This is a genomic window from Thauera terpenica 58Eu (assembly GCF_000443165.1).
Taxonomy (GTDB): domain Bacteria; phylum Pseudomonadota; class Gammaproteobacteria; order Burkholderiales; family Rhodocyclaceae; genus Thauera; species Thauera terpenica.
Window position 1 is genome coordinate 114,099 of sequence record NZ_ATJV01000070.1, and the last position, 26,184, is coordinate 140,282.

23 protein-coding genes are annotated in these 26,184 nt (G+C 64.7%); 13 read left to right on the forward strand and 10 right to left on the reverse strand.

All coding sequences use genetic code 11. The features are described from left to right. Nucleotides 1–78 precede the first annotated feature (78 nt). The 6 genes from M622_RS40930 to M622_RS33930 all read right to left on the reverse strand — a co-directional run bounded on the left by M622_RS40930 (nt 79) and on the right by M622_RS33930 (nt 3,875). A complete protein-coding gene (locus M622_RS40930) occupies nt 79–294 on the reverse strand; it encodes a tyrosine-type recombinase/integrase (protein WP_245543086.1) in 216 nt (71 codons plus the stop codon). 71 nt (nt 295–365) lie between these two features. After that, nucleotides 366–698 (reverse strand): site-specific integrase, encoded by a 333-nt coding sequence (locus M622_RS40935; RefSeq protein ID WP_031347198.1) that lies wholly within the window; start codon nt 696–698, stop codon nt 366–368. A gap of 293 nt (nt 699–991) precedes the next feature. Further along, a complete protein-coding gene (locus M622_RS40610; RefSeq protein WP_245543082.1) occupies nt 992–1,180 on the reverse strand; it encodes a type II toxin-antitoxin system RelE/ParE family toxin in 189 nt (62 codons plus the stop codon). Between the two features lie 7 nt (nt 1,181–1,187). Next, nucleotides 1,188–1,460 (reverse strand): type II toxin-antitoxin system ParD family antitoxin, encoded by a 273-nt coding sequence (locus M622_RS33920; protein ID WP_021250143.1) that lies wholly within the window; start codon nt 1,458–1,460, stop codon nt 1,188–1,190. A 235-nt stretch (nt 1,461–1,695) separates the two neighbouring features. Beyond that, nucleotides 1,696–2,658 carry a bifunctional OB-fold nucleic acid binding domain-containing protein/MaoC family dehydratase gene (locus M622_RS33925; protein ID WP_031347200.1) on the reverse strand — a complete coding sequence of 321 codons (963 nt, stop codon included), beginning with the start codon at nt 2,656–2,658 and terminating at the stop codon, nt 1,696–1,698. A gap of 5 nt (nt 2,659–2,663) precedes the next feature. Beyond that, nucleotides 2,664–3,875 carry a thiolase family protein gene (locus tag M622_RS33930; protein ID WP_021250145.1) on the reverse strand — a complete coding sequence of 404 codons (1,212 nt, stop codon included), beginning with the start codon at nt 3,873–3,875 and terminating at the stop codon, nt 2,664–2,666. 200 nt (nt 3,876–4,075) lie between these two features. On the opposite strand from M622_RS33930, the gene M622_RS33935 reads away from it, so the two are divergent. Beyond that, a complete protein-coding gene (locus M622_RS33935; RefSeq protein ID WP_021250146.1) occupies nt 4,076–6,190 on the forward strand; it encodes a PQQ-dependent dehydrogenase, methanol/ethanol family in 2,115 nt (704 codons plus the stop codon). A 145-nt stretch (nt 6,191–6,335) separates the two neighbouring features. On the opposite strand, the gene M622_RS33940 is transcribed toward M622_RS33935, so the two are convergent. The 4 genes from M622_RS33940 to M622_RS33955 all read right to left on the reverse strand — a co-directional run bounded on the left by M622_RS33940 (nt 6,336) and on the right by M622_RS33955 (nt 10,073). Further along, nucleotides 6,336–6,545 carry a hypothetical protein gene (locus M622_RS33940; protein ID WP_021250147.1) on the reverse strand — a complete coding sequence of 70 codons (210 nt, stop codon included), beginning with the start codon at nt 6,543–6,545 and terminating at the stop codon, nt 6,336–6,338. A 231-nt stretch (nt 6,546–6,776) separates the two neighbouring features. Further along, nucleotides 6,777–8,630 carry a long-chain-acyl-CoA synthetase gene (locus M622_RS33945; RefSeq protein WP_021250148.1) on the reverse strand — a complete coding sequence of 618 codons (1,854 nt, stop codon included), beginning with the start codon at nt 8,628–8,630 and terminating at the stop codon, nt 6,777–6,779. A gap of 55 nt (nt 8,631–8,685) precedes the next feature. Further along, nucleotides 8,686–9,327, reverse strand: a complete 642-nt coding sequence (locus M622_RS33950) for a nuclear transport factor 2 family protein (protein ID WP_021250149.1) — start codon at nt 9,325–9,327, stop codon at nt 8,686–8,688. Between the two features lie 11 nt (nt 9,328–9,338). Continuing rightward, a complete protein-coding gene (locus M622_RS33955; protein WP_021250150.1) occupies nt 9,339–10,073 on the reverse strand; it encodes an SDR family NAD(P)-dependent oxidoreductase in 735 nt (244 codons plus the stop codon). 277 nt (nt 10,074–10,350) lie between these two features. Between M622_RS33955 and M622_RS33960 the strand changes: the two genes are divergently transcribed. From M622_RS33960 to M622_RS34015, 12 genes are all read left to right on the forward strand, one after another. After that, complete coding sequence (locus M622_RS33960; RefSeq protein ID WP_031347203.1) at nt 10,351–11,691, forward strand: spinster family MFS transporter; 1,341 nt, start codon at nt 10,351–10,353, stop codon at nt 11,689–11,691. Between the two features lie 40 nt (nt 11,692–11,731). Then, nucleotides 11,732–12,562 (forward strand): alpha/beta fold hydrolase, encoded by an 831-nt coding sequence (locus tag M622_RS33965; protein ID WP_021250152.1) that lies wholly within the window; start codon nt 11,732–11,734, stop codon nt 12,560–12,562. 7 nt (nt 12,563–12,569) lie between these two features. Then, nucleotides 12,570–14,702, forward strand: a complete 2,133-nt coding sequence (locus M622_RS33970) for an oxidoreductase (protein ID WP_021250153.1) — start codon at nt 12,570–12,572, stop codon at nt 14,700–14,702. Nucleotides 14,703–14,766: 64 nt separating this feature from the next. Continuing rightward, entirely contained in the window at nt 14,767–15,222 is a 456-nt protein-coding gene (locus M622_RS33975) for a nuclear transport factor 2 family protein (protein ID WP_021250154.1), read from the forward strand. A gap of 234 nt (nt 15,223–15,456) precedes the next feature. Next, complete coding sequence (cofE, locus tag M622_RS33980) at nt 15,457–16,224, forward strand: coenzyme F420-0:L-glutamate ligase (RefSeq protein ID WP_021250155.1); 768 nt, start codon at nt 15,457–15,459, stop codon at nt 16,222–16,224. Then, entirely contained in the window at nt 16,221–17,171 is a 951-nt protein-coding gene (gene cofD, locus M622_RS33985; protein WP_021250156.1) for a 2-phospho-L-lactate transferase, read from the forward strand. Before cofE ends, cofD begins: the two co-directional genes overlap by 4 nt. A 300-nt stretch (nt 17,172–17,471) precedes the next feature. Then, nucleotides 17,472–18,122, forward strand: coding sequence for an ethylbenzene dehydrogenase-related protein (locus tag M622_RS33990; protein ID WP_021250157.1), 651 nt, complete (start codon nt 17,472–17,474; stop codon nt 18,120–18,122). A gap of 144 nt (nt 18,123–18,266) precedes the next feature. Next, entirely contained in the window at nt 18,267–19,337 is a 1,071-nt protein-coding gene (locus M622_RS33995) for a 4Fe-4S dicluster domain-containing protein (protein ID WP_021250158.1), read from the forward strand. Between the two features lie 11 nt (nt 19,338–19,348). Next, complete coding sequence (locus M622_RS34000) at nt 19,349–22,216, forward strand: molybdopterin-dependent oxidoreductase (RefSeq protein ID WP_021250159.1); 2,868 nt, start codon at nt 19,349–19,351, stop codon at nt 22,214–22,216. Between the two features lie 23 nt (nt 22,217–22,239). Continuing rightward, nucleotides 22,240–23,667, forward strand: a complete 1,428-nt coding sequence (locus M622_RS34005) for an FAS1-like dehydratase domain-containing protein (protein WP_169375147.1) — start codon at nt 22,240–22,242, stop codon at nt 23,665–23,667. 5 nt (nt 23,668–23,672) lie between these two features. Further along, nucleotides 23,673–24,845 (forward strand): lipid-transfer protein, encoded by a 1,173-nt coding sequence (locus M622_RS34010; protein WP_245543083.1) that lies wholly within the window; start codon nt 23,673–23,675, stop codon nt 24,843–24,845. Between the two features lie 39 nt (nt 24,846–24,884). Continuing rightward, nucleotides 24,885–26,090 (forward strand): sulfotransferase family protein, encoded by a 1,206-nt coding sequence (locus M622_RS34015; protein WP_021250162.1) that lies wholly within the window; start codon nt 24,885–24,887, stop codon nt 26,088–26,090. The last annotated feature ends 94 nt before the right edge of the window (nt 26,091–26,184 follow it).

Genomic DNA, 26,184 nt, shown 5'->3' on the forward strand with positions numbered 1-26,184 from the left:
GATAGTACCCTCTCAGCATCTCCACCGTAAGCAGCCGCCCGCTGCCTCAAGGACGCTTGGCGGGCGACTGCTCCAGCGTCAGATCTCGATCTGCTCAGAGATCTCCAACGCGTCATCCACCTCGATGCCCAAGTACCGCACTGTCGACTCGAGCTTAGAATGCCCCAGCAGGAGTTGAACGGCCCGCAGGTTCTTCGTGCGTTTGTAGATCAAGGTCGCTTTCGTCCTCCGCATTGAGTGCGTACCGTATGCGGACGGATCGAGGCCGGCGGCTACTGCCCAGTGCTCGACGATCCTCGCGTACTACCGGGTGGAGACATGCAGGGAGTCATGCAGGCGGCTCGGAAATGGGAAGTCTCCCGCGCTCAGCCGGCCTTCGCGATCCAGGCAGCCATGGCTGTGCGCGTCGGCTCGGTCAGTTCAAACTGCACAAGCCGCTGCGTCTTCCTTTGCACGACCATCGCGCGTGAAAGCACTTGGCTTTTGTGCGTCACGTCGCGCACCCGCAGGCTGAAGAGGTCGCAGCCTCGAAGCTTGCTGTCGATCGCGAGGTTGAACATGGCGAGGTCGCGCACCGCGTGCGCCTTCTGTAGATGAATGCGGACCGCCCAGATGTCCTTCGGTTTGAGCGGTGCCTTCTGGCCAACCAACTTCCCCTTGTTCCCGGCTTCCCGATGCGGATTTTCACGGGTTTCCATGATCGGCTCCTTGCTGTTGATAGGAGCCCAACTCTCGAGCTGGCAGCGACCGGCAGCTACCGGGGCAGATGTCCACAGCGTACGACTAGGCCCGAGGCCTGGTGATCCTGACCATCAGCGGCCAGATGAGCGCTCTACATCGGCGCTCTACAAAACGCGGTCCCTGCCGCGCGTCCTCAGTGCCTTGGCCAGCTCCAGATCGCGGGAATATCTCGGGCGTGGTGCAGGACGCGCGCAACCGTGATCCCCTCGTCGTCAACGAAATTAAAGAGGAGATAAGGCGTCGACGTCGGTCAGCTGCGAAGGCCAGCCGCCAGTTCGTCCCGAGCCCGGCCCATTTTCGGCTGCAGAAGCAGCGTTCGCGAATCGGCTTGGATCTGATCGAGCAACTGATCGGCGGCCTCGATGCTGTCCTCGGCGACGAAAAGCCAAGCCTCGAGCAAATCGTTTTCCGCACTGGCGGAATGTCGAACCGGGCTCACGCCATCACTACGCCGGTCGCCGTGCGGCCAGTGCTGCTCGGCCGCGTTGCTTGATTTCGTTCATGTCGAGCTCGCGCACCCGGCCCGCCTCGATGTCGGCGACGCCTTGGGCGATGTCAGCTTTCAGGCTAGCGAGGTTTGCCGCCTGCACGCCCTGGTAGGCCTCGAATAATCGCAATGCTTCGCGGATGACTTCACTCGCAGAGCTGTAGAGACCAGACTCCACGTGCCGGCGCACCCGATTTTCCAACTCGGGGGGTAAAGAGATGTTGAGGGACATGGCCGAAGTCCATACGACAGGAGGCGAACCCGAGAATCGGGCGCTACATCTCCACGGTCGCCTTCGACCAGGCAGCGCCATTCAGGATCCCATATCGCGCGCACCCAAAAAAACGCCGCCAACCCTTGCGGGCGGCGGCAAATAGAGGAGGGTAACCATGCAACAGAACTACAGGTACAACAAGGCACTACAACAACGGCACTACAACAACGCTAAAACAAAGAACTCAGGCTGATCACATGTAGAGGATGACCAGATCATTGATCACCGACGGACGCTCGTTGCCGACCACGTGGGTGACGATTTCCAGGGTCATCTGCATGCCCTTGGGCAGCTTCTCCACCGCCTTGACCCGTGTGCGCGCATGGATGCGCGAGCCGGCAGGCACGGGTGCGGGGAAGCGCAGGCGGTCGGAGCCGTAATTGACCATGTTGTTGAAGCCGACCACTTCGAAGTCCAGCGCCACGCGCAGGCGTGACTGCAGCACCTGCACCAGCGCGCCGTGGGCGATGGTGCCGCCGAAGGGGCTTTGCGCGCGGGCACGCTCGGGGTCGGTGTGGATCCAGTAATCGTCGCCGGACAACTGCGCAAATTCGTTGATCAGCTCCTGGTCGACGACGATCTGGTTGCTCCAGTCGCTGTAGGTGTCGCTGACCAGGGCCTTCATCGCGGCCTCGTCGTCGAAGCGCACCTGGCGCTTGCTCACCGCTGCGGCGGCGGCGTCGGCCTGTGCGGCTGAAGCGGCGGCGAGCGCGGCGGGCGTGCTGTCGATGTGCGCCGGGAAGTCATTGTCGGCGGCGGTGAAGCGCAGCAGCACGGTGCCGTCGGAGTGCGCGGTGTCAAACACCGGCTTGACGCGCATGCCGACCTTGATCTCGCTCTCGTCCATACCGACGAGCGTGGTGTTGATGCGCACGCCTTCGTCGAGTTCGACCACCGCGAGCTTCTGCGGCATCTCGTCGGCAAAATCCGGCAGGGTGGGAACGCGGGTCAGGGTGTAGGTGTACAGCGTGCCCGCGCCCTTCACTTCCTTCCACTCGAGGTCCTGTGACCAGCACTTGTCGCAATGGCGGCGCGGAAAGAAGATCCAGTGGCCGCAGGACTTGCAGTGCGGGATGGTGAGACGGCCTTCTTTCAGGCCATCCCAGAAGGGGGCCGAAATTGCGGTCGGCATCGGCATTGGTTTGTTGGTCGACATGCTCGTCATGCTCCCTGAAGAATCAGTGCGCCCTGCTCACTCATCACGCCGCCGGTTCCGGACACGAACACGGTGTCGCAGTCCTTGAGCTGGCGCTCGCCCGCGCGACCGGCGATCTGATGGAAGGCCTCGATGACCTGCGACATGCCGCCCGAAGTGCCGCTCTGGCCAAAGCTGAGCTGGCCGCCGTGGGTGTTCATGGGGAAGTCCCCGCGCCAGGTCAGGTCATGCTCGCGCACCCAGCGCATGCCCTCGCCCTTGGGCACGAAGCCGGCGTCCTCGAGCGTGAGCAGCACGGTGATGGTGTAGCAGTCATAGATCTGCGCCGCCTGTACATCGCTGCGCTTGATTCCGGCCATGGCAAAGGCGCGGTCGGCGGCGGGGCCGATCGGCGTGTGCACCATGTCGTCGGCGTAGGTCGGCGACTTGAACGACAGATGCTCACCAAAGCCGGTGACGCAGGCGCCGCGATTGCGTGCGCGCGCCGCCACTTCCTTGGAGGCGACGATCACCGCCGCGCCACCGGCCACCGGCATCACGATCTCGAGCACGTGCAGCGGGTCGGCGACCATCTTGCTGTTGAGCACGTCCTCGATCGTCAAGGGCTTGCCGAAGAAGCTGGCATCCGGGTTGGCGAGCGCATTGGTGCGCTGATCCACCGCGATCTTGGCCATCGCCACCGGGTCATAGCCGTACTGCGCGGCGTAGCGCTGCGCGATCATTGCATAGCCGGTGTTCTGTCCGAGGTGACCATAGGGCAGGTCGAACTCGGCCTCGGGCGCGCCGAAAGCGGTGCTGTGGCCACCGAAACGCATCGCCCGCGCCATCCAGCTCGGGTCCTCATTCGGAGCAAGGGGTGCCATCCGCGACGGGATCACGCACAGCACGGCCTGGCACAGACCGAGCTCGATCGCCGCCGCCGCACGCCACACCATGGCTACCGAAGAACAACCGCCGAGGTCGACGACTTCGGCGAAGTTCAGCGACAGGCCGAGGTACTCAGCCGCCATTGCGGGCACGAAAACCTGCGCTTCATGGAACTGCGGCCCATGAATCACCATGCCGTCGATGTCCGACGCCTTGAGGCCGGCATCAGCCAGCGCGCGTCCGGCCAGATCGGCCACCTGTTCCAGATGGAACATCTGCGGCGCGGTCGAATATTTCTCCGGCTTGTACTGCGCGGCGCCGACGATTGCTGCGTTTCCTTTGAGACCCATGCTCTCTCACCTCACTGATGCGGACCGATCGCGGCCCTGCGTTGCGCTGACGATGCCACAGCCTCAAGAGTCGGCAATCGTTCAAATCGACTAGTCGGGGCCTCAGGCCCTACAAACAGACGATTCGCTGGCGGCCGCAGCCATCAACAATCGAGCGCAGGCAAGCTCTTGTCGCTACGCGCATTTCACCGGAGGTCCTCGTGCACACCTTGTTCCGCCAGCCCCTCGCCGCCCTGCTCGCCGCCCCGCTGCTGCTGATGGCGGCCGCCGTCGGGGCCGACACGCAAATACCGACGTCAGCACCCGCCAGCGCGGCCTCCGAGTGGCGACAACATGGCCTCAATGCCGCCGAAACCCGCTTCAGCCCGCTGAGCGCCATCGATGCCAGCAATGTGGCCGGCCTGGGCCTGGCCTGGCACTTCCGTTTCGATCGCCCACGCGGGGTGGAGGCCACACCCATCATGGTCGATGGCAGCCTGTACGTCAGCGGCCCGTGGGGCGTGGTGTATGCGCTCGACGCGCGCAGCGGCAAACTGAAATGGCAGCACGACCCGCAAGTGCCCGCAGGCAAGGGCATGCACGCCTGCTGTGACGTGGTCAATCGCGGCGTGGCCGTCGACGGCGAACGCGTCTTTGTCGCCACCATAGACGGTCGCCTGCAGGCCCTGAACCGGGACGACGGGCGCGAGCTGTGGTCGACGCGCACCTTCGATCCCGCCGCCCCCTACACCATCACCGGCGCGCCGCGCGTGGTGCGCGACATGGTGGTGATCGGCAACGGCGGAGCCGAATACGGCGTGCGCGGCTTCGTCTCGGCCTATGACGTAGCCACCGGCGCCCTGCGCTGGCGCTTCTACACCGTACCCGGCAATCCCGCCGACGGCGCCGATGGCGCCGCCTCCGACCGCCCGCTGCAAGAGCTCGCGCTGCCCACCTGGAGTGGCGAATGGTGGCGCTATGGGGGTGGCGGCACGGTGTGGGACTCGATGGCCTGGGACCCCGAGCTCGATCTGCTGTACTTCGGCGTCGGCAACGGCTCGCCCCACGACCGCGACCTGCGCAGCCCGGACGGCGGCGACAACCTGTTCCTGTCCTCCATCGTCGCCGTGCGCCCGAGCACAGGCGAATACGTCTGGCACTATCAGACCACGCCGGGCGACAGCTGGGACTACACCGCCACCCAGCAAATGATCCTGACTGAACTGGAGGTCGACGGGCGCACACGCAAGGTGTTGATGCAAGCGCCCAAGAACGGCTTCTTCTACGTCCTCGACCGCGCCACCGGAGAACTGCTGAGCGCCGACAAGTACGTCACCGTCAACTGGGCGAGCCATGTCGAACTCGCCACCGGTCGCCCGGTGGAAACGGAGGGCGCGCGCTATCCGGTCGGCAGCCCCTTCCTGCTCCAGCCCTCACAGATCGGCGGCCACAACTGGCAACCCATGGCCTTCAACCCGGCCACCGGACTGGTCTATATCCCGGCGCAGGAGAGCAGCAGCTTCATGATGAAGGATGCAAACTTCCGCTACGAAGCCGAGCGCTGGAACACCGGCCTGGTGACGCCGCCGCTGCCGCCCGGTCCGGCCATGCTGGCGCAGGCGCGCAAGTTCATGCAAGGCCATCTGCTGGCCTGGGATCCGGTGCGGCGCGTCGCCGCGTGGCGCGTCCCGCATGCCGGACCGTGGAACGGCGGTGTGCTGGCCAGCGCGGGCGGCCTGGTGTTTCAGGGCGTGGGCGGCGAAGGCCTGGTGGCCTTTGACGCCCGCGACGGCAAGCGCCTGTGGCAGTCCGACACCTGGCTCGACATCCTGGGTGGCCCGATCAGTTACGAGCTCGACGGTGAACAATACGTCGCCGCCGCCGCGGGCTTTGGCAGCTCGCTGCACATCACCTCGAGCGTGCTCCTGCCGCGCACCGGCGCGCCGGTGCCGGGCGGACTCTTCGTCTGGAAGCTCGGTGCGAGCGCGCCGATGCCCACGGCCGAGCACAGACCCTACCTTGCCCCGCCCCCTGATCACGGCAGCGCCGCACAGGTGGAGCTCGGCGGCATGCTGTACGCGCACTACTGCATGCATTGTCATGGAGCGGGCGCGGTGGCCGGTGGCGGCATGCCGGACCTGCGTTATTCGCCCTATCTGGCGGCGGCGGAAGCGTTCCGGCGCCCGCCGCTCGACGGCGTGCTCGCCACCCGTGGCATGCCGGCATTCAGCGACAGCCTGCAGGCAGCTGAAGTGGACGCGATCCGCGCCTACGTGATCCGCATGGCGCACAGCTTCGCGCCGCAAGCCGACGCGCCTGAAGCTGCAGCGCAATGAAACGAACGGCCCAATGAAAACGCCCCGTGCTCACCACAGTGGGCAGGGGGCGCAGTTTTCAGCTTGGCCATTTTCAGCTTGGCCACGCTGAATGTTCAAGGTTCGCTTGCGGCACACGCCTCAAGCGAACTCAGCACGGCGGAGATCAGTTCATCGCCATCATGGTGAAGAAGCGCTCGGTCGATGCCTTGGAAGTCGAGCTCATGCTCGTGCTCTGGCAGCTGCTGTCGCTGCCCTTGCAGGCGGACATCTGCACCAGCGAGTCGATCGCGCGCGCATGGCCGGTGTCGAGCATGGCCGCCAGCCCTCCGATACAAGCTACAGCAAGCGCGCACACAAAAATCTTGGTAAACATAGGCCCATCCTCCATTTCCTGACTTTTCGGTGCTCCGTCGTTGGGGACGACTCACACTTTCGTCTGACAGGAACCCGATACGACGCCGCTTATGCTGCGACTGCCGCCCGAGTGTCTCCTCCTGCACATGACCCAGATTGACCGATTGACGCTAGGTCAACATCGTCCGAATGAACTAATTCAAATAAAAAAAGGAGCCTCTCGGCTCCTTTTCTCCAGACACGGCAGCGCTCAGGCAAACGGCGGCAGGCGGGCCTTTCTCAGCGCCTCCTCGGAGTAAGGCTGGTAGGTCCCTGCCTCCTCGTCGCGCACATACAGGGGGTCGGAAAAGGCCTTGGGATCATAGCCCTGGCGCTGCAGATCGACCTTGCGCAGCTTGAAGGTGCTGGTGAGGTCAGCCACCCCGGACACACGCACGAACACGGGTGCGGCATAGGAAGGGAGGCGCTCTGCGGTGAGGTCGTAGAACAGCTTGGGGTCGAATTCATGGCCGGGCTGCATCACCACCGCCGCCATGCCTGCCCGCCCTTCGTGCTGCGGCACCTTCACGCCATAGATGTTGAGCAATTCCATGCCGGGGTAATCCGACAAGGCATCGGCCACTTCAGCGGTGGACACATTTTCGCTCTTCCAGCGGAAGGTGTCGCCGATGCGGTCGACGAAGTACAGGTAGCCCTCGTCGTCGTAACGCAGCAGATCACCTGAGCTCCAGTAGGCATCGCCGTCGTTGAACACGTTGCGCAGGATCTTCTTTTCCGTTGCCTCGCGCGAGGTGTAGCCCTCGAAGCGCCCCGCGCCAACATCGGGATGATCGACGATGAAGGCGATGCCTTCGCCGACCTCGCCGGGCTGGCACAGGATGTATCGCCCGTTCTCGTCGCGCGGATGGCTCTCGGTCTCGACGTCGAAGCGCACCAGCCGCAGGTTCGACTTCTCCCAGTAGGGAATCCGCCCCACGGAACCGGGGTAATTGTCGATGTTGATCACCGCGGTGTTGGCTTCGGTTGCACCCCAGCCCTCGAAGATCTGTACCTCACCGAAGCGCTCGATCCAGCGCGCCCAACTCTCGGGGGTGAGGCCTGCACCCAGCATGCAGCGCAAGCTGTGATTGCGGTCATCCTCGTGCGCCGGCGCGTTGAGCAGGTAACGACAGATCTCGCCGATGTACTGCACCACGGTGATGCCGTGCTTGCGCACGTCCGACCAGAACTCACGCGTGCTGAACTTGCGCCGCAAGAAGATGCTGGCGCCGCACTTGAGCGCCGTCGATACCACCGAGGTTGCCGCCGCGCCGTGATACAGCGGCAGGCAGCAATAGAACACATCGTCAGGGCCTGTCTTCAGCGTCACCTCCATGACGTCGCCCGAAGACATCCAGCGCATGTGACTGTAACGCGCCGCCTTGGGCAGGCCGGTGGTGCCCGAAGTGAAGATCAGCAGCATGCTCTCTTCGGCGCGCACGCCCGCGCGCCCTGCGCGCGGATAGGTGGTGCGCGGCGCGGCGCCGACCTCGGCGGTGATGTCGGCCGTGAGGATCTCGCGATCCGCAGCAGTGGCGGGCTTTTCAGCGTCGGCCACGACGTAGAGCGGCCGTGCGGGGCGGTCTTCGGTGAGGGCAAAATTCGCCAGACACTCCTCGCCGACGATGAACGCCTTGGCCTCGACCGTCTCCAGCGCATGCGCCAGCGGGCGCCCGCTGACCTGAGTGTTGATGACCGCGGTGACGATGCCAAGCTTGGCCAGACCTAGCCAGTAGAAGAAGAACTCGGGTCGGTTCTCCATGGCGAGGGCACACACGTCGCCGCAGCGCAGGCCGCGCGCATGCAAGGCGTGCGCAACCTGATTGGCACGCGCGTCGACTTCGGCATAGCTCAGGCGCTGTTCGCCGTAGACGAGAAAAACCCTGTCGCCATGGCTGGCGACCTTCTCCTCGAAGCGGTCGGCGAGCGTGTAATGATCGCCGGGCTTGATCTGCATTGCGGCACGCGAACGCAGGTCGAGCTTGGCCTGTGTTTCGTCGCGGGAAACGGGCTTGCGCGAACCGGTAACACGACGCGGCACAAGATCGGATGCGGATGCGGTCATGTGTCCCTCTCCATTCTGTTTTCTAAAGATTTTGGCAAGATGTACGGCGCTGCATTCAGCGCACGCGAATCCTGGGGTCGGGCGCACCGCGGCGCATGGTGGCGAGGAACTGCTCCATCGGCGCCGGCGCCGCCACTTCGGGCAATTCGTCCTTGCCCGGGCGCTCGGCCCAGAACGCCTTCCACGACGGGAACAGGTCGTGGAATGAACCCTGATAGGGCTCGCGCCCCGGCCAGCGCATCTTGCGCTCGCCAATGGGCGGCTTGTTGAGGTCGGTGGCGTACCAGTAGCACGGCAAGCGGCGGCGGAAAAACCACTCGCCGTCGACGCGCTCGTAATCATCCCAATACAACATCTGCATGATCACCCACTCCGGGCCGGTCTCATGCTCGTTCTTGGAATACACCAGGCCAGTGGCGTGATCCGGGTCCGAGAACTCGATGATGTGCTGGCCAAGGTGGTGCGAGGTGCCGGAAAACTGGTCGCGCAGGGTGCTGTCCACCCAGGCCTTGAGATGGGCACGACCCACTTTCTCGCGCCCCACGCGAATGTCGGGCGCGAACAGGTTTACATGGGCGTCGATGTCGCGCATGTCGAGCGACAGCGAATACTTGCCTGCCAGCTGACGGATGGCGTCGATGGACTCGAGGCGGTCGATACGCGCGAGCAGGTCGGTGGGGAGCGAGGAGCTTGTCATGTCCGCGCCGATCAGATGAAGGCCATGCCACCGTTGACGGCGATGTTCTGCCCGGTGATGAAGCCGGCATCGTCGCTGGCGAGGAAGGCCGCAACGCGGGCGATTTCTTCCGGCTCGCACATGCGGCCCAGCGGGATGGCCTTGATCATCGACTGCATCCATTCGTCCGGAATACCCGCCATCATCGGCGTGTTGGTCGGGCCGGGAACGATGGTGTTGACGCGAATGCCACTGGCGGCGAGTTCGCGCGCGATGCTGCGCGTGAGCCCCATGACGCCGGCCTTGGACGCACAATAGTGGCTGGGACCTTCGCCGGTCATCGCCGCGGTGCTGGAGACGTTGATGAGGCTGCCCTTCGCTCCGCACTTCTGCATCAGGCGCGCGCCTTCGCGGCAGCACAGGAAGGTGCCGGTCAGGTTCACACCGATCACCCGCGTCCAGTTGTCGTCAGGCGTATCCAGGAAGGCGTCGACCGAACCGATGCCGGCGCTGTTGACGACCACGTCCAGGCGCCCGAAGCGCTCTTCGACTGCGGCGAAAGCGGCCTTCACCGCCGCCGGATCGGACACGTTGCACGCCAGTGCCAGGCCGTTCGCACCAAACTCGCTCACCGCCGCCGAGGCCGCTTCCAGATTGATGTCCACCGCCACGACCTGCGCGCCTGCAGCACCAAAATGCTGCACTACCGCCCGCCCCATGCCCTGACCGGCGCCGGTCACGAAAACCACCTTGTCTGCAAAGCTCACAGTCGATCTCCTTGATTGTTGTAGGTCTACGGGGGCCGCGTAACGGTCCTTGCCCGATGATGTGCCGAGCATTTTTGTCGCGATGCATGGGGCCCACATCGTCCAATGAGACTAATGCCGCCAGCTTTGCGCGGCAGCGCCCAATGCAGGACCAGTGGCAGCGCATTCGTCTGAATGGACGATGCCGCAGACCATGTCCGACCCGACGATACGCCACATCGCGCAGGCGGACCCACTGCGCCCCACCCCATTTCAGCCCCTCTCAGGGAGTCAGGTAGTGAGCACAAGCCAAGGCACTCCACAACGCGCTACATGGCACACGCATTATGCGTTGTTGATGCTGGCGACGATCTACGTCTTCAACTACATCGACCGCCTGCTGATCTCCATCCTGATCGAGCCCATCAAGCTCGAGTTCGGCGTCAGCGACACCCAGATCGGCCTGCTGTCGGGCGTCGCCTTTGCCATCTTCTACACCTTGTTCGGCTTCCCCATCGGCCGCCTGTCGGACCGCATCGGGCGCAAACCGGTGATCGCCCTCGCCTGCATTGCCTGGAGCGCCATGACCATGCTGTGCGGGGTGGCGACCAGCTTTGTCATGCTGTTGCTGTTTCGCATCGGCGTCGCCGTGGGTGAGGCCGGCGGCACCGCACCGTCGGTAGCCATGGTGGCGGACCTGTATCCACCAAAGCAGCGCTCACGCGCGCTGTCGGTGTTCATGATGGGACCCAGCCTGGGCGCCGTGCTGGGCCTGGGCCTGGGCGGCTGGATTGCACAGACCTACGGCTGGCGCACCGCCTTCATCGTCATCGGCGCCCCGGGGGTGGTGCTCGGCCTGCTGCTTTGGCTGACGGTACGCAGCCCACGCCCGCCCGCGCCTGCCGCACCCGTCGCCGGCGCTGCGCCGGAAAACTGGCGCACCACGCTGGTTGAGCTGCTCAAGACCCCGTCTTTCCTGCTCATCATGCTGGCCGGCACTCTGGCTGGTGTCATGGGCTACGCAATCGGCACCTGGAACCCAAGCTTCCTGATCCGCTCACATGGCACCAGCCTGCAAGATGCCGGCCTGCTCATCGGTCTGGGTGGAGGCATCACCGCCACCGTGGGCACCTTGCTGTGCGGCAGCGTCACCGACCGCCTGGTGGCGCGCAATCCGGGCTGGCAGCTCGGCGTGCCGGTGCTGGCCTGCCTGATCAGTGTGCCGCTCGGACTGGCCTTTTATCTGTGGCCGGTCGGGATCGCGTTTCATATCGGCTCGATGGCCATCCCCGAGGCCTTTCTTTTCTACCTGGGCTTCAGCTTCGCCGCCACCTGGTGGGCAGTGCCCTTGTACGGCGCCATCAGCCACCTGTTCCCGGCCAACCGCCTGGGGCAGGCCACAGCCCTCTTCGTCATGAGCATCACCCTGTTCGGTGTCGGCCTCGGCCCCATCATCGTCGGCGGCCTGAGCGACTTCTTCACCGCCAGCATCGGCACAGAGGCCTTGCGCTACGCGCTGGCGAGTACTGTGACGCTCTACGTGCTCACCGCCCTGTGCCTGCTGCTCGCAATCCCGGCCTACCGCCGGCAGATCGGCGCCGTGCCAGCGGCGCCCGCTGGCGCCAGCGCGCACGCCTGAGCCATCACCCTATAACCAGACCCACCAGGAGACCCCACCCATGACCTCACCCGACCTGCCCATCCCGCTCGACCAGTTTGCCGAACTCGACAACGGCCTGCGCCTGCACTACCTTGATGTCGGCAGCGGACCGGTGGTGGTGTGGCTCCATGGCAGTGGCCCGGGAGCGAGCGGCTACAGCAACTTCAAGGGCAACTACCCGGCCTTTGTCGACGCCGGCTTTCGCAACATCGTGCTCGACCTGCCCGGCTTCGGACGCTCGGACAAGCCGGCGGACGCGCACTACGACCTCGACTTCTTCGTCTCCAACCTGGACGCCTTCCTGAACAAGATCGGTGTCAGCAAGTGCACCCTGCTGGGCAACTCGCTCGGTGGCGCGATCGCGCTGGGCCAGGCCCTGGAGCATCCGGAAAGCGTTGAAAAGCTGATCCTGATGGCGCCGGGCGGGGTCGAGGAACGCGAAACCTACTTCAGGATGGAAGGCATCCTGCGCATGGTGGAAACCTTCGCCAAGGGGCCGATGGGCGCCGAGCAGATGCGCCACGTCATGAGCCTGCAGGTGTTCGACCCGGCCCTGCTCGACGACGCAACCATCAACGAGCGCTCAGCGATCGCGCCCTTGCAGCCGGCCAACCTGTTCACCACCATGATGGTGCCCAACCTGACTGAGCGTCTGCACGAAATTGCCGCGCCCATCTTCGGTTTCTGGGGCACGGATGACAAGTTCAACCCCCACAGCGGCGCCCTCAAGCTGATCGAGAACGCCCGCAATGCGCGCATGATCCTGCTCAACCAGTGTGGCCACTGGGTGCAGGTGGAGCACCGCGATCTGTTCAACCGCAGTTGCATCGACTTTCTGACCAAGGGATAAGCACGCCATGGGATCTTTCGACAACCTGCTGCAAGCCGGTCGTATCGGCAAGATGGAACTCAAGAACCGCATCGTGATGGCACCGATGGGTTCGAACTTCGCCGAATCCGACGGCACTTGCGGCGAACGCATCCAGGCCTACTACGAGGCGCGCGCCGCCGGCGGCGTTGGCCTCATCACCATGGGCGTGGGCGCCATCGCCTACCCGCACGGCACTGCCGAGCCCTACCAGGTCGGCCTGTCGGATGACAAGTTCATCCCCGGGCTGAAGGGCATCGTCGACCGTGTGCACAAACATGGCGCCAAAATCTCCATTCAGCTCCAGCACGCCGGCAAGACCTCGGTGCGCGATCTGGCCGAAGGCCGCGAGCTGTGGGTGCCGTCGATACCGCCCATGCTCAAGACCGACATGTACGCCGCCCTCACCCAGGAGGAGGTGAGCTGCTTCGTCAGCTCGGCGAAGGGTCGCGAAAAGGCCGGCGTGCAGATCCGCGTCATGGACAAGGCCGATATCGCACAGATGGTGGAGTGGTTCGCAGCCGCGGCCGACCGTGCCAAGCGCGCCGGTTTCGACGGCGTCGAGATCCACGCCGCGCACAGCTACATCATCGCCGGCTTCCTCTCCGGCTATTACAACAAGCGCGACGACGAATACGGTGGCTCGATCGAGAATCGCAGCCGCCTCATGCTGGAAGTGATCGCCGCGGTACGTGCGCGCGTGGGCGCGGACTACCCGGTATGGCTGCGTCTGGACGCCTACGAACTGCGCACCGAAGGCGGCATCACGCTCGAAGAGGCCAAGGTCTTCGCCAAGATGGCCGAAGCCGCCAGCTGCGATGCGGTGAGCGTGTCGGCCTATGCCAGCATCACCACCGGCACCGCCTTCACCGAAGCCCCCCTGGTACAGCAAAAGGCCGGCTTCCTGGCCTGGACTGCCGAGATCAAGGATGTGTTGAAGATCCCGGTGATCGCGGTGGGCCGGCTCGAGCCCGAAGTGGCGGACAACGCCGTCGCCTCCGGTCAGTGCGACTTTGTCGCCATGGCGCGCAAGCTGCTGGCCGACCCCGAGCTGCCGAAAAAGCTGATCGAAGACCGTCCCGAGGACATCCGTCCCTGTATCTACTGCTACGCCTGCGTGAGCCAGATCTTCATCAACGAGCGCGTCAAGTGCGCGGTCAATCCGATGACCGGCCACGAAGCCGAGATGCGTCTGCTCAAGGCCGAGCAAGCCGGCCATGTGCTGGTGGTCGGCGGCGGCCCTGCCGGCATGGAGGCGGCGCGCACCGCGGCGCTGCGTGGCCATAAGGTGACACTGGTCGAGCGCAGCAGCCGCCTCGGTGGCACGCTGTTCTTTGCCGCGCTGGCCTACGCCGAAAACGGTGGCCTGCTCGACTACCTGACCACACAGATGAAGAAGCTGCACATCGATGTGCGTCTCAACACCGTGGCCACACCGGAGCTGATCCGCACGCTTGGCGCCACTGCGGTCGTCGTCGCCACCGGCGCCGAGCGCAACGCGCCGCCCATCCCCGGCGCCGAACTCGACCACGTGTGGTCGGGCGACGAGCTGCGCCGCCTCATGACCGGCGATCGTGCCGACGAGATCGCCAAACGCAAGTTGTCGCTGACCCAGCGCACGCTGATGAAGGCCGGCAGCCTGGTGGGCGTCACCGACAGCACCGACGCCATCCAGAACCTGTCGCGGGTGTGGATGCCGCTGGGCAAGAAAGTCGCCATCATCGGCGGCGGACTGGTCGGTATCGAGCTGGGCGAGTTCCTGGTCGACCGCGGGCGTCAGGTGGTGATCCTGGAAGCAGGCCCCAGCCTCGGCCGCGAGTTGCCGATCGTGCGCCGCTGGCGTGTGCTCGACACCTTGCGCGAGCACGGCGTCGTGCTCCACACCAAGGCAACCGTCGACTCGATCGACAAGAAGAAGGTGTGCTACACCGACGCCGAAGGCCAGCGCCATGAGCTCGCCGTGGACTCCGTCGTGCTCGCCGTTGGTGCGCGCCCGGACGACACCCTGGCACGCACGCTGGAAGCAGGCGGCGTACCGGTCACTTCGGTGGGCGACGGCGCGCACATCGGCTACATCGAAGGGGCGGTCAAGTCGGGCATGCGCGCCGGCCTGAGCGTCTGAGCGTCACTTGGCCGGGGGCATCCGTCCCCGGCCACGCCCCATCGTGCACCACGGAGCCACCGCAATGAGTGCTGCAGCCGAGGACATTCGCACCCTCCTTTACCGTTATGCAGAGGCCATCGACGCCGGCCGCCTCGAGGACGCGGCGGCGCTGTTCCGTCACGCCCGTCTCGAGACCGGCGCGGGCGGCAGCCTTGACGCCGAGGGCGTGCTCGCGCTGTGGCGTCGCATCCTCATCCTCTACCCCTGCGGCACGCCGCGCAGCCGTCACCTCATCACCAACCCCATCATCGACATCGACGAGGCCGCCGGCACCGCCAGCGCGCGCTCGTGCTACACGGTGCTGCAGGCCACGGACGACTTCCCGCTGCAGATCGTGGCCAGCGGACGTTACCTCGATCGCTTCGCGCGCATCGATGGCGCCTGGTGCTTTGTCGCGCGCGACTACCGTCAACTCGACTTCCGCGGCGACCTCAGCCGCCATCTGCAGCCCGGCGCACTCGGCGCGCGCACGCAGTAGTCAGCTGCGCTGCGCCCGCAAGCGCACACGCCTTCATCCGATCGGACCTTGACCTCAGCCGCCCAGTCTCTTAGCGTGCCGGGCATGCGCACTGCCACCCGCAGGTCGCGCTGTCGCACCCTCCAGGAGACCGGCCGATGAGCATCGACAACACCCCCACCCTCGACGTGCTCGACGCCCGCTGCCGCGGCAGCGTCAAGCTCGCCTTTCACCCCAAACGCTGAGGGCTCGAGCATGCGTCGTCGAATCTGCTTCGAGGCCCTGTCCGGCATCCCCGAGATCCAGCCCGGCGACGATCTCGCTGCGCTCATCGTGGCTGCGCTGGAGGCGAATGCGCTGGGCCTGTGCGCCGACAGCATCCTCGTCGTCGCACAGAAGGTGATCTCCAAATCAGAGGGCCGTTTTGCCTGGATGGACGAAATCCGACCTTCTGCCAAGGCGCTCGAGCTGGCGGCCATCACCGGCAAGGATCCCGCGCTGGTCGAGCTCACCCTGTCCGAGTCCGACCGCGTGCTGCGCGCCGTGCCCGGGGTGCTGATCGTGCGCCACCGCCTGGGCTACGTGATGGCCAACGCCGGCATCGACATGTCCAACGTGCCTGGTCAGGACGGCCGCGAACGCGCCCTGCTGCTGCCGCTCGACCCCGACGGGTCGGCGCTGGCGCTGCGCACGGCGGTACACGCCCTCACCGGCCACGCCCCGGGCGTGCTCATCAGCGACAGCTTCGGCCGCCCGTGGCGCAATGGCGTGGTCAACGTCGCGCTGGGCTCGGCCGGCATCCCCGCGCTGATCGACCGCCGCGGCGACATCGACCGCCACGGCCGTACGCTGCAGGTCACGCAGACCGCCTTTGCCGACGCCATCGCCGCCGGCGCGGCACTGGCCATGGGTGAGGGTGACGAAGGCATGCCGGTGGTGCTGGCGAGCGGCTTCATGCCGGATGCGCCGGTGGTGGATTGCAAGGCCTTGCTGCGCTCGATCGACTCGGACCTGTTCCAATGAAGCGCGAGAACGTCATCGCGCTGAGCGGCGGCGTCGGCGGCGCCAAGCTCGCCGACGGCCTGGTGCAGGCGGTCGGCGATGGCCGTCTGACCGTGGTGGTCAATACCGGCGACGACTTCAACCACCTCGGCCTGCACATCTCGCCCGACGTCGACACCGCGCTGTACACCCTGGGCGGACTGGCCAACCCCGAAACCGGCTGGGGACGGCGCGACGAGACCTGGACCTTCATGGCGGCGCTCGCCCAGCTTGGCGGCGAGAGCTGGTTTCGCCTCGGCGACGGCGACCTCGCCATCCACGTCGAGCGCACGCGCCGACTGGCCGCGGGCGAAACCCTGTCCGCCATCATCGCCGACTTCGCCCGCCGCCTCGGCATCAGCGCACACATCGTGCCGATGTCGGACCAGGCGCTGCGCACCCGGGTGCACTGCGACGAAGGCGTGTTCGACTTTCAGGACTATTTCGTCCGCCTGCAGTGCCGCCCGCTGACGCGTTCGATCGAGTTCGTCGTCGCTCCCGATGCGCGCCCAAGCAGCGCAGTCGAGCAGGCACTCGCCGACGAGGCGCTGGGCGCCATCGTGATCTGCCCGTCGAACCCTTATCTGAGCATCGCCCCCATGCTGGCCGTACCCGGCCTGCGCGAACGCCTGCGCGCCGCCGGCGTGCCCATCGTCGCGGTGTCGCCCATCGTGGGCGGCGCGGCAGTGAAGGGGCCCACCGCCAAGATCATGCGCGAGCTCGGCGTACCGGTCAGCGCCGACGCCATCGCCCACCACTACGGCGATCTACTCGACGGCTTCATCCTGGACGTGCGCGATGCCGCGCTGCAAGGCCACATCACCGTCCCGGTGCATATCACCGACACCCTGATGCTGAGCGCCGCTGATCGCACGCGCGTCGCTGCAGAGACACTGGGCTTCGCCGCCACCCTGCGTCAATCCGCCTGAGTCCGCTGCCCGCCTGGGGTCATCCCGCTCGGCCTCGACGCCCCTGGGATACGCAGGCCGGCTGCGGCCAGCCGTCCACGGCTGCACCAGCCACTCAAGCGGGCTGCGAATTCGCTCGCGCACGGTGCGCGTGACATCCCCTGAAAGACATCCAGCCTTGAGGAAAAGGCTTGCAAATATTTTCGTCCCGAAGAATAATTCAAAACAATAACGATCGTTCGATATGTGCAAAATCGGGAGTAGAGCGGAACGCGATCGCTCTTACTCGTCAGGACGCCGCAATAGCAATCAGGAGGAGTCATGCTGGTCAAGCGAATCGATGTGAATGGGGATGTCCTGGGGGATCCGGCGGCCTCGGTGTGGAGCACGGCGAATGGCGAGACGGTGCCGCTCATGCCGACACCGGCGGCGATGCAGCCCACCAAGTACATCTCCACCAAGTGGCAGAACGAGGTCTATGGTCAGACCAAGAGCGTGAGCGTGAAGGCCTTGCGCAACGCTGACGAGATTGCCTTCCGTCTGGAATGGCAGGACCCGACGAAAAACGAACAGCGCATCGAGAACACCGACTTCCCGGATGCGGTGGCGATGCAGTTTCCCCTCTCCGAGGACGCCTCCCTGTTCATGGGCGGAGAGGGCACGCCGGTCAACCTCTGGTACTGGCGCGCGGATCATCCAGCGCGGGCGCGCAGCGACGTCGCTCACGGCATCGGCACCTCGCGGGTGATGGACGATGTCTCCATCAGCGCCCAGGCAGTCCACGCAAACGGACGCTGGTCGGTGGTGATGCGTCGCGCCCTGAGCGTGACCAAGGAAGCCGCGAGCGCGATCCAGATTGTTCCGGGCCAGACCGTGCGCACCACCTTCGCGGTGTGGGAGGGCGGCAACCTGGAGCGCGCAGGGATCAAGGCGTTCTCGCCCGCCTGGCTGGAACTGGAAATCGAGGCCTGATGGCCGGACGGGCATGAAGCCCGGGACGCCCCCTAGTGCAATGCCGCCCATTTTCTTCACCCTCACCCTCACCCTCTCTCCCGCGCATGGGCGAGGGGCGCTTTGTGACTCGCTGAAGCGACTCACACGTTTAGGAGATATGGCATGAGCGAAAAAACCGACATCGGTCGCGAACTCGACGGCGCGCTGCAAAAGCCCAAGCGCCAGTTGGCGATGGTCTTCGATCTGAACAAGTGTCTCGGTTGCCACACCTGTTCCATTTCCTGCAAACGGCAATGGACCCGGGACGAGGGCATGGACAACATGTGGTGGGCGGTGGTCAACACCCAGCCCGGCAAGGGCACCCCCAAGAACTGGGAAGACATGGGCGGCGGCTGGGACGAAAAGGGTGAACCCCGGCCCAGCAAGATTCCCACCCGGGACGAGTTTGGCGATGCCTGGAAGTTCAACAAGGAAGAGGTGTTCCACGGCGGCAAGGGCAAGGTCACTTACCTCAAGCCCGTCAACACCAAGGGCGAGTCTCCGGATTGGGGACCCAACTGGGACGAAGACGAGGGCGGCGGCGAATACCCCAACTCCCATTTCTTTTATCTGCCCCGAATCTGCAACCATTGCACTCACCCCGCCTGCCTTGAAGCCTGCCCCCGCGGCGCGATCTACAAGCGTGACCAGGACGGCATCGTCCTCATCAACGACAAGCAGTGCAAAGGCTTTCGCTTCTGCATGGAGGCCTGTCCCTACAAGCGCATCTATTACAACCACGTGCAGGACGTGACGCAGAAGTGCATCTTCTGCTTCCCGCGCGTGGAAAAGGGCGTCGCCCCGTCCTGTGCCCGTCAATGCCCCGGCCGCCTGCGCTTTGTCGGCTATCTGGACGACGAGGATGGCCCGATCCACAAACTGGTGCATCAGTGGAAGGTCGCCCTGCCCCTGCACGAGGAATACGGCACTCAACCCAACGTCTATTACGTGCCCCCGATGTCGCCGCCCGCTGTCGATAGCCTGGGCAAGGTGGATCCCTCCAAGCCGCGCATTCCCACCGCCTACCTGGAAAGCCTGTTCGGACCTCGGGTCAAGGAAGTGCTGGCCGTGCTGGAGGCAGAGAAAGAGAAGAAGGCCAAGGGCGAGGCCTCGGAGCTGATGGACACCCTGATCGTCTACAAGTGGCCCGAAGACATCTTCCCGGACTTCGTCCAGGACCCGGCTGAACTTTGAGGAGCATAGAAATGACAATGACACGGCGCAGTTTCATCAAAAACACCGGCGGTGCGTTGGCATTATCCCTGGTGCAACTGCAATGGAAGGGAGCCCTCGGCAGCGCCCAGGCCGCGACACCTTTCAAGTTTGCGGACGTGACCTACACCGGCTTCGAGGATGTGTACCGGGGCAAGTGGAAGTGGGACAGCGTCGCCAAGGGCACCCACTTCGTCAATTGCTGGTACCAGCGCGGCTGCAACTGGAACGTCTACGTCAAGGACGGCGTGGTCTGGCGCGAAGAGCAGGCAGGGATCTACGAGCCCATCGACCCCAAGATCCCGGACTACAACCCGCGTGGCTGTCAGAAGGGTGCCTGCTATTCGGAGCGCATGTACGACGAGTCGCGCCTGCGTCACCCCCTGAAGCGGGTCGGAGCGCGCGGCAAGGGTGGCTGGAAACGGGTGAGCTGGGACGAGGCTCTGAACGACATCGCCGACAAGATGATCGACGTGATGGTCAGCAGCGACGGCCCCGGCTCCATCGTCTGGGACCAGGGCACAGCCCAGACCAACGGCGGCGCCGGCCTGGCGATGCTGCGCACCACCCTGGTGCTGGACACCCCGGTGCTGGACGTCAACACCGAGATCGGTGACCACCGCCCTGGCGTCGGGGTGACGATGGGCAAGATGACGTTCTGCAGTTCCTCGGACGACCTGTTCTATTCCGACCTGATCCTGATCTGGGGCGGCAATCCGATCTATACACAGATCCCCAACGCCCACTTCATGACCGAGGCCCGCTACAACGGCGCCAAGATAATCACCATTGCCCCGGACTACTCGGCTTCCGCGGTCCATGCCGACCAGTGGGTCCCGGTGAAGGTGGCCACCGACGCGGCCCTGGGCCTGTCCATGGCCCATGTGATGATCGAGGAGGGCATCTACAACCGCAAGTTCGTCCAGGAGCAGACCGACCTGCCCTTGCTGGTGCATGTCGACAGCGGCCGTTTCCTGCGCGAATCCGACATGAAATCGGGAGGCGCCGAGGATCGTTTCTATTTCTACGACAGCGTGACCAAGGCCCCGGTGCAGGCCTCCCAGACCACCCTCGCCCTGGAGAAGCTGGACCCGGCCCTGGAAGGTGAGTTCGAGGTGCAGGGGGTGGCCGGCAAGCTCAAGGTGACGCCGGTGTTCGCCCGCCTGCGGGAGCATCTGAAACAGTACGTGCCGGAAAAAGCGGTGCACATCTGTGGCACCCACCCGGACACCATCCGCGGCCTGGCGCAGGCGCTGGCCAAGGCGCGGGCGGCCACCTGCATCAGCCAGTCCAATTTTTCCAAGTTCTATCACGGCATCGAGATGGAGCGGGCCCAGATCCTGTGCTTTGCCCTCGCGGGCCAGATGGGACGCAAGGGGGCCGGCTACATGGGCTTCCCCTATCTTTCGGTGGACGCGGTGGGCGCACTGTCGCAGGCCAAGGGCCAGCGCTCGCCCACGCTCGCGCTCGCGGCCCTGGGTCTGTCCATGGCGCCGGATCTCCTGAAGCGCAAGTGGGACGGCTACACCACCGAGATGACCATGTTCGACCTCGGTCGGGAGAAGTACAAGAAGGGCGACTCCATCGCTCCCATCCTCTGGCTGTACAACGTGGGCGGCATGGAAGACACCTACGGCCGTAGCGAGAAATGGGATCCGGAGATGAAGCGCTCGCTGGATTCCTACATGCAGGAAGCCGTCGCCAAGGGCTGGCAAGCCAAGCCCACTGCCCGTCCGCGCATCTTCTTCGAAGCCGGCGGCAACGTCCTGCGCCGCTTCCGCGCCTACGACAAGGTGGCCGAACGCCTGCTGCCGTCCCTTGACCTGATGGTGACCATCGACTGGCGCATGAGCAACACCGCCCTGCACAGCGACTACGTGCTGCCTGCCGCCGCCTGGTACGAGAAGGACGACATCACCTGGGCTACCCCCTTGTCCCCCTTCTCCCAGGTGGTCACCCGCGCCGCCGAGCCCATCGCCGAAGCCAAGCCCGACTGGGAAATCCACTGCCTGATCCTGAAGACCATCCAGAAGCGGGCGGCCGAGCGCGGCCTGAAGCACTTCACGGATCGTCACGGCGTCGAGCGCACCTTCGACGTCTACGACGAGTTCACCTTCGGTGGCCGCTATACCGAAGACAACGTCACCGACTTCCTGGATCTGATTCTGAGCGTGTCCTCCAACGTCGGCGACGTGAATTGGGAAGCGATCAAGAAGAAGGGCTTCCAGCGCTTCACCGCCCTGGGTGAGAACGATTATCTGAACATCGGCAATGCCACCGATGTAAACGAGAACGACACCATCACCGCGGGCCTCTGGCACACCGAGAAGAAGATGCCCTGGCCGACCATGACCCGGCGCATGCAGTTCTGCATCGACCATCCCTTCTACGAGGAGCTGGGTGAGGTACTGCCGGTGCACAAGGATCAGCCCGCCATCGGCGGCAACTATCCCCTGCATCTGACCGGAGGCCATACGCGCTGGTCGATTCACTCCAGCTGGCGCGATCAGCGCCACATGCAGCAGTTGAACCGGGGCCAACCGGTGATCTACATCAGCGTAGAGGATGCAGCGGCCAGGGGTATCGAGGACGGCGACAGGGTAAGGCTGTTCAACGACGTCAGCTCTTCGGAGTTGATGGCCAAGGTCGCGCCCGCCCACCGTCCCGGTCAGGTCACCGTATATCACGCCTGGGAGCCCTTCATGTCCAAGGACCACAAGAGCTATGCCACGGTGACCCCCAACCCGATCAATCCGCTGCAGCTGGCGGGGGGCTATTTCCATATCCAGGCTCGGGAAACCGAGCACACCCCAGGCTCCACCGATAGGGCGACGCGGGTGGACATCGAGAAAATTCACTGATGACGAGCGAGGGAACACGCAAGATGTCGAACACGAACGAGGACAAACTGTTGGCGCAGTTGCAGGCGCTGATCGGACGGAAAAGCGCCCCTCAGCAGGCCCGCGACCCGGTCAACCAGCCCAGCATCCGCAACTGGTGTGACGCTATCGGGGAGGAGAACCCGATCTACACCGACCCCGATGCGGCAGCCCGTTCACCTTACGGTGAGGTCGTGGCACCGCCGGCGATGCTGGGAGTGTGGACCCTGGCGGGAAATATCCCCCGCCTCCCCGATCCCGACTGCCCGCGCAGTTGCGCGATGAAGCTGCTGGCCGAGGCGGGCTACCGCTCCACCGTAGGCGCCAACACTGCAGAGCACTACTCGCGAGCCCTGAAGCTGGGCGAGCAGCTCAGCGGCACGCTGTCCCTGGTCGAGGTTTCCGACCTGAAGACGACGGGGTTGGGCTCGGGTTATTTCCTCACCGCCCTGACCGAATTCACCAACCAGCAGGGTGAAGCCGTGGGCAGCTGGAAATTCCGCACCTTCCACTTCAAGCCACGGGAACTGACGGACGAGGAGCGGGCGAAACAGCAGGCCAGGAAGGAACAGCTGGCGAAGATTCCCCCGCACTTGCGGGTGCGTCCGCGTCCGGCGGTGATGAGGGAGACCGCCTTCTTCTGGGAAGGCTGCCAGGCCAGGGAACTGCGCATTCAGCAGTGCGGCGGCTGCGGCCGCCTGTCCCACCCGCCCGTGGTGCGCTGCCCCCAGTGCGGCTCCTACGATCTGCGCTACCAGGTGGCCAGCGGCAAGGCCAAGCTCTACAGCTTTGTGGAGCCGGTCTATCCGCCCATGCCCTTCATGCGCTACCCCTACATCGTCGGTCTGGTGGAGCTGGCCGAAGGCACGCGCTTGCTGACCAATATCGTGCACTGCCCACCTGAACTGGTGAAGATCGGCATGGATCTGGAGCTCGTGTTCGACGACACGGACCCGGAGCTGATCCTCCCCATGTTCCGCCCCGCTCAGCCGGTGCGCAACACCGTCACCCGGCGCTTTGAGGACGTGGCTGTGGGCGAGGAGCTGCCCTTGTGGCCGATCGACGTGAGCACCCGCCTGGTGGTCGGCGGCGCCATCGCCACGCGCGACTTCGAGGACATCCATCACGAGGTGGCCGCGGCGAAGCGGGCCGGTCTCAAGGACCTGCTCATGAACGTGTTCACCAGCAACGGCCTGTGTTCGCGCTACCTGAGCGAGTGGGCTGGCCCCGATGCCCGGGTCAGCGGGGTGGATATCCGACTCGGAACGCCCAACGTGGTCGGCGACACCATGACCTTGTCGGCTGCCATCGCCGACAAGCAGGAGGTGGACGGCAAGGGTGTCATCACCCTCAGTCTGCGGGGCTCGAACAGCCTGGGCGATCACGTCACGGGCAGCATGACCATGGAACTACCGATGGGAGCGAACAAGTAATGGTGATGTCTTTTGCAGGGAAAACCGCCATCGCGGGTATTGGTGCCACCGACTTCTCCAAAAACTCCGGACGCAGCACCCTGCGTCTGGCGGTGGAGGCCTGTGAGCTGGCCATGAAGGATGCGGGCGTGACGCCGGACATGATCGACGGCATGGTCACCTATGCCCACGACAACAACAACGAGATCGATGTCTGCCGCAGCCTCGGCGTGGACAAGCTGACCCACTTCAGCCTGGTGCACCACAGCGGCGGCGCGGCCTGCGGCGTCGTCCATCAGGCTGCGATGGCCGTGGCCAGCGGAGCTTGCAACTATTGCCTGGTGTGGCGGGCGTTCAACGAGCGCTCGGAGGAGCGCTTCGGTGCCGGCGTACAGGAGCGTCCTCCGGCGCCGACGCCGATGGAGGTGGACTTCGGCTGGAGCTCGCCTTTCGGCCTGCTCACCCCCGCCAGCTGGGTGGCCATGTTCGCCCAGCGCTACATGCACGAGTACGGCGCCACCAGCGAGGATTTCGGCCGCGTTGCGGTGGCCTGTCGCAAGCATGCCGCCAACAATCCGGCGGCCTTCTTCTACGGCAAGCCGATCACGCTGGAAGAGCACCAGGCCAGCCGCTGGATCGTCAAGCCCCTGCGTCTGCTGGATTGCTGCCAGGAATCCGACGGCGGCCAGGCCTTGCTGATCACCACCCTGGATCGGGCACGGCACCTGAAAAGCGTGCCCGCGGTGATCTCATCGGCGGTGCAGGGCTCGTGTGACGACCAGCAGATGATGAAGAGCTATTACCGCCAGAGCATCACCGGCATCCCGGAGATGAAGCTCTGCGCCGACCAGCTCTACGCAGATACCGGTCTGTCGGCGGCGGACATCCAGGCCGCGGTGCTCTACGACCACTTCACGCCCCTGGTGCTGCCGCAGCTCGAGGAGTTCGGCTTCTGCAAGCGTGGCGAGGCCAGGGACTTCATCAAGGACGGCAACATCGAGCTGGGCGGACGCCTGCCGGTCAACACCCACGGTGGTCAGATCGGCGAGGCCTACATCCACGGCCTGAACGGGGTCGCGGAAGGGGTGCGCCTGGTGCGGGGCACCTCCACCAACCAGCCCGCCAACGTAGACCACGTGCTGGTAACCGCAGCCACTGCGGTGCCCACCAGCGCGGCGATCCTGTCCCGCGACAGCTGACGCTTCAACACTGAAAAGCAACAGGAGGAGACACTCACCATGACCACCGAACAAGAGGGCTTTGACTATTCAAACCTGCCCGACGTGGAGCTCACCGAAGCCGCCGTGCTGGCGGCCGCGCGGGAGAAGACCGGACTGTCCGATTTCGGCGATGAGGCGGACTGGAAGGAAGGTTTCACGCTGCTGCTCAAAGGCTTGAACGAGGAAGCCAGACTGAGCAAGATCGGCCGCATCGTCGCCTTTGGCGAAGTGCTCCGCCATCTGGAGAACCGCCTGCGCGTCACCGACGACATCAAGCGCAATCCGGAGATCCTGCAGGTGAAGATCGAGAAGCCGGTGTTCCTGATGGGTCTGCCCCGCACCGGCTCCACGATCCTGCACGATCTGATGGCGCAGGATCCGGACAACCGGGTGCCGATGACCTGGGAGTGCAACTACATGTCGCCGCCGCCGGAGGCCGCCACCTACGATACCGACCCGCGTATCGCCGATTGCGTGGCCCACCTGGAGCGCACCGCGGCCGCCCTGATCCCCGAGTTTCAGGCCATCCACGAAATGGGTGCGCTGCTGGCGCAGGAATGCCTGATGCTCAACGCCTTCGACTTCAAGAGCCAGATCTTCTCCAACCAGTTCTGGGTGCCCACCTACCAGCGCTGGGTGGAGAGCGTCGATAACCTGTCGGTGTATCGCACCCACAAGCGCCAGCTGCAGTACATGCAATGGAAGAACCCGCGCGCGCGCTGGGTACTGAAGAGCACCAGCTATTTCTGGGGCCTGGACGCGATCATGGCGGTCTATCCGGACGCGCAGATCGTGATGACCCATCGCGACCCGATCAAGCTCATCGCCTCCCACTGCTCCTTGATTTCCATGGCCTGCAGCATGGGCAGCGACCTGATCGACAAGAAGGAAGTGGGCGAGTTCTGGAGTGTCACCTGGGAAAAGGCGATGAAGAAATTCGTCGAATTCCGTCAAAGTGGAAAGGCCGAAAACGTCTTCGACATGCACTTCGCCGAACTGGTGAAGGATCAGGTGGGCATGGTCAAGCGCATCTACGCTCACTTCGGGCTGCCACTGACGGCCGCCACCGAGCAGAAGATGCGCGCGTTCATCGCCAACAATCCGAAGGAGCGCCACGGCACCCACCGCTACACCCTGGAACAGTTCGGCCTGGACCCTGCGCAGGAACGGGAGCGCTATCGTTTCTACCAGGATTATTTCCACGTCGCCAGCGAGGGCCAATGAGGCGATACCTGGCCATCCTGGGGATGGCCTTCTTCATACCCTGCCATGCCGGAAGCAGTATTCCGGCAGGCACCCCTGAGCCTATGCGAGGAGT

Coding starts and splice junctions, on each gene's coding strand:
- M622_RS40935 (WP_031347198.1), bottom strand. CDS start 698: ATGGAAACCCGTGAAAATCCGCATCGGGAAGCCGGGAACAAGGGGAAG.
- M622_RS33920 (WP_021250143.1), bottom strand. CDS start 1,460: ATGTCCCTCAACATCTCTTTACCCCCCGAGTTGGAAAATCGGGTGCGC.
- M622_RS33925 (WP_031347200.1), bottom strand. CDS start 2,658: ATGTCGACCAACAAACCAATGCCGATGCCGACCGCAATTTCGGCCCCC.
- M622_RS33930 (WP_021250145.1), bottom strand. CDS start 3,875: ATGGGTCTCAAAGGAAACGCAGCAATCGTCGGCGCCGCGCAGTACAAG.
- M622_RS33940 (WP_021250147.1), bottom strand. CDS start 6,545: ATGTTTACCAAGATTTTTGTGTGCGCGCTTGCTGTAGCTTGTATCGGA.
- M622_RS33945 (WP_021250148.1), bottom strand. CDS start 8,630: ATGACCGCATCCGCATCCGATCTTGTGCCGCGTCGTGTTACCGGTTCG.
- M622_RS33950 (WP_021250149.1), bottom strand. CDS start 9,327: ATGACAAGCTCCTCGCTCCCCACCGACCTGCTCGCGCGTATCGACCGC.
- M622_RS33965 (WP_021250152.1), top strand. CDS start 11,732: ATGACCTCACCCGACCTGCCCATCCCGCTCGACCAGTTTGCCGAACTC.
- M622_RS33970 (WP_021250153.1), top strand. CDS start 12,570: ATGGGATCTTTCGACAACCTGCTGCAAGCCGGTCGTATCGGCAAGATG.
- M622_RS33975 (WP_021250154.1), top strand. CDS start 14,767: ATGAGTGCTGCAGCCGAGGACATTCGCACCCTCCTTTACCGTTATGCA.
- cofE (WP_021250155.1), top strand. CDS start 15,457: ATGCGTCGTCGAATCTGCTTCGAGGCCCTGTCCGGCATCCCCGAGATC.
- cofD (WP_021250156.1), top strand. CDS start 16,221: ATGAAGCGCGAGAACGTCATCGCGCTGAGCGGCGGCGTCGGCGGCGCC.
- M622_RS33990 (WP_021250157.1), top strand. CDS start 17,472: ATGCTGGTCAAGCGAATCGATGTGAATGGGGATGTCCTGGGGGATCCG.
- M622_RS33995 (WP_021250158.1), top strand. CDS start 18,267: ATGAGCGAAAAAACCGACATCGGTCGCGAACTCGACGGCGCGCTGCAA.
- M622_RS34000 (WP_021250159.1), top strand. CDS start 19,349: ATGACAATGACACGGCGCAGTTTCATCAAAAACACCGGCGGTGCGTTG.
- M622_RS34005 (WP_169375147.1), top strand. CDS start 22,240: ATGTCGAACACGAACGAGGACAAACTGTTGGCGCAGTTGCAGGCGCTG.
- M622_RS34010 (WP_245543083.1), top strand. CDS start 23,673: ATGTCTTTTGCAGGGAAAACCGCCATCGCGGGTATTGGTGCCACCGAC.
- M622_RS34015 (WP_021250162.1), top strand. CDS start 24,885: ATGACCACCGAACAAGAGGGCTTTGACTATTCAAACCTGCCCGACGTG.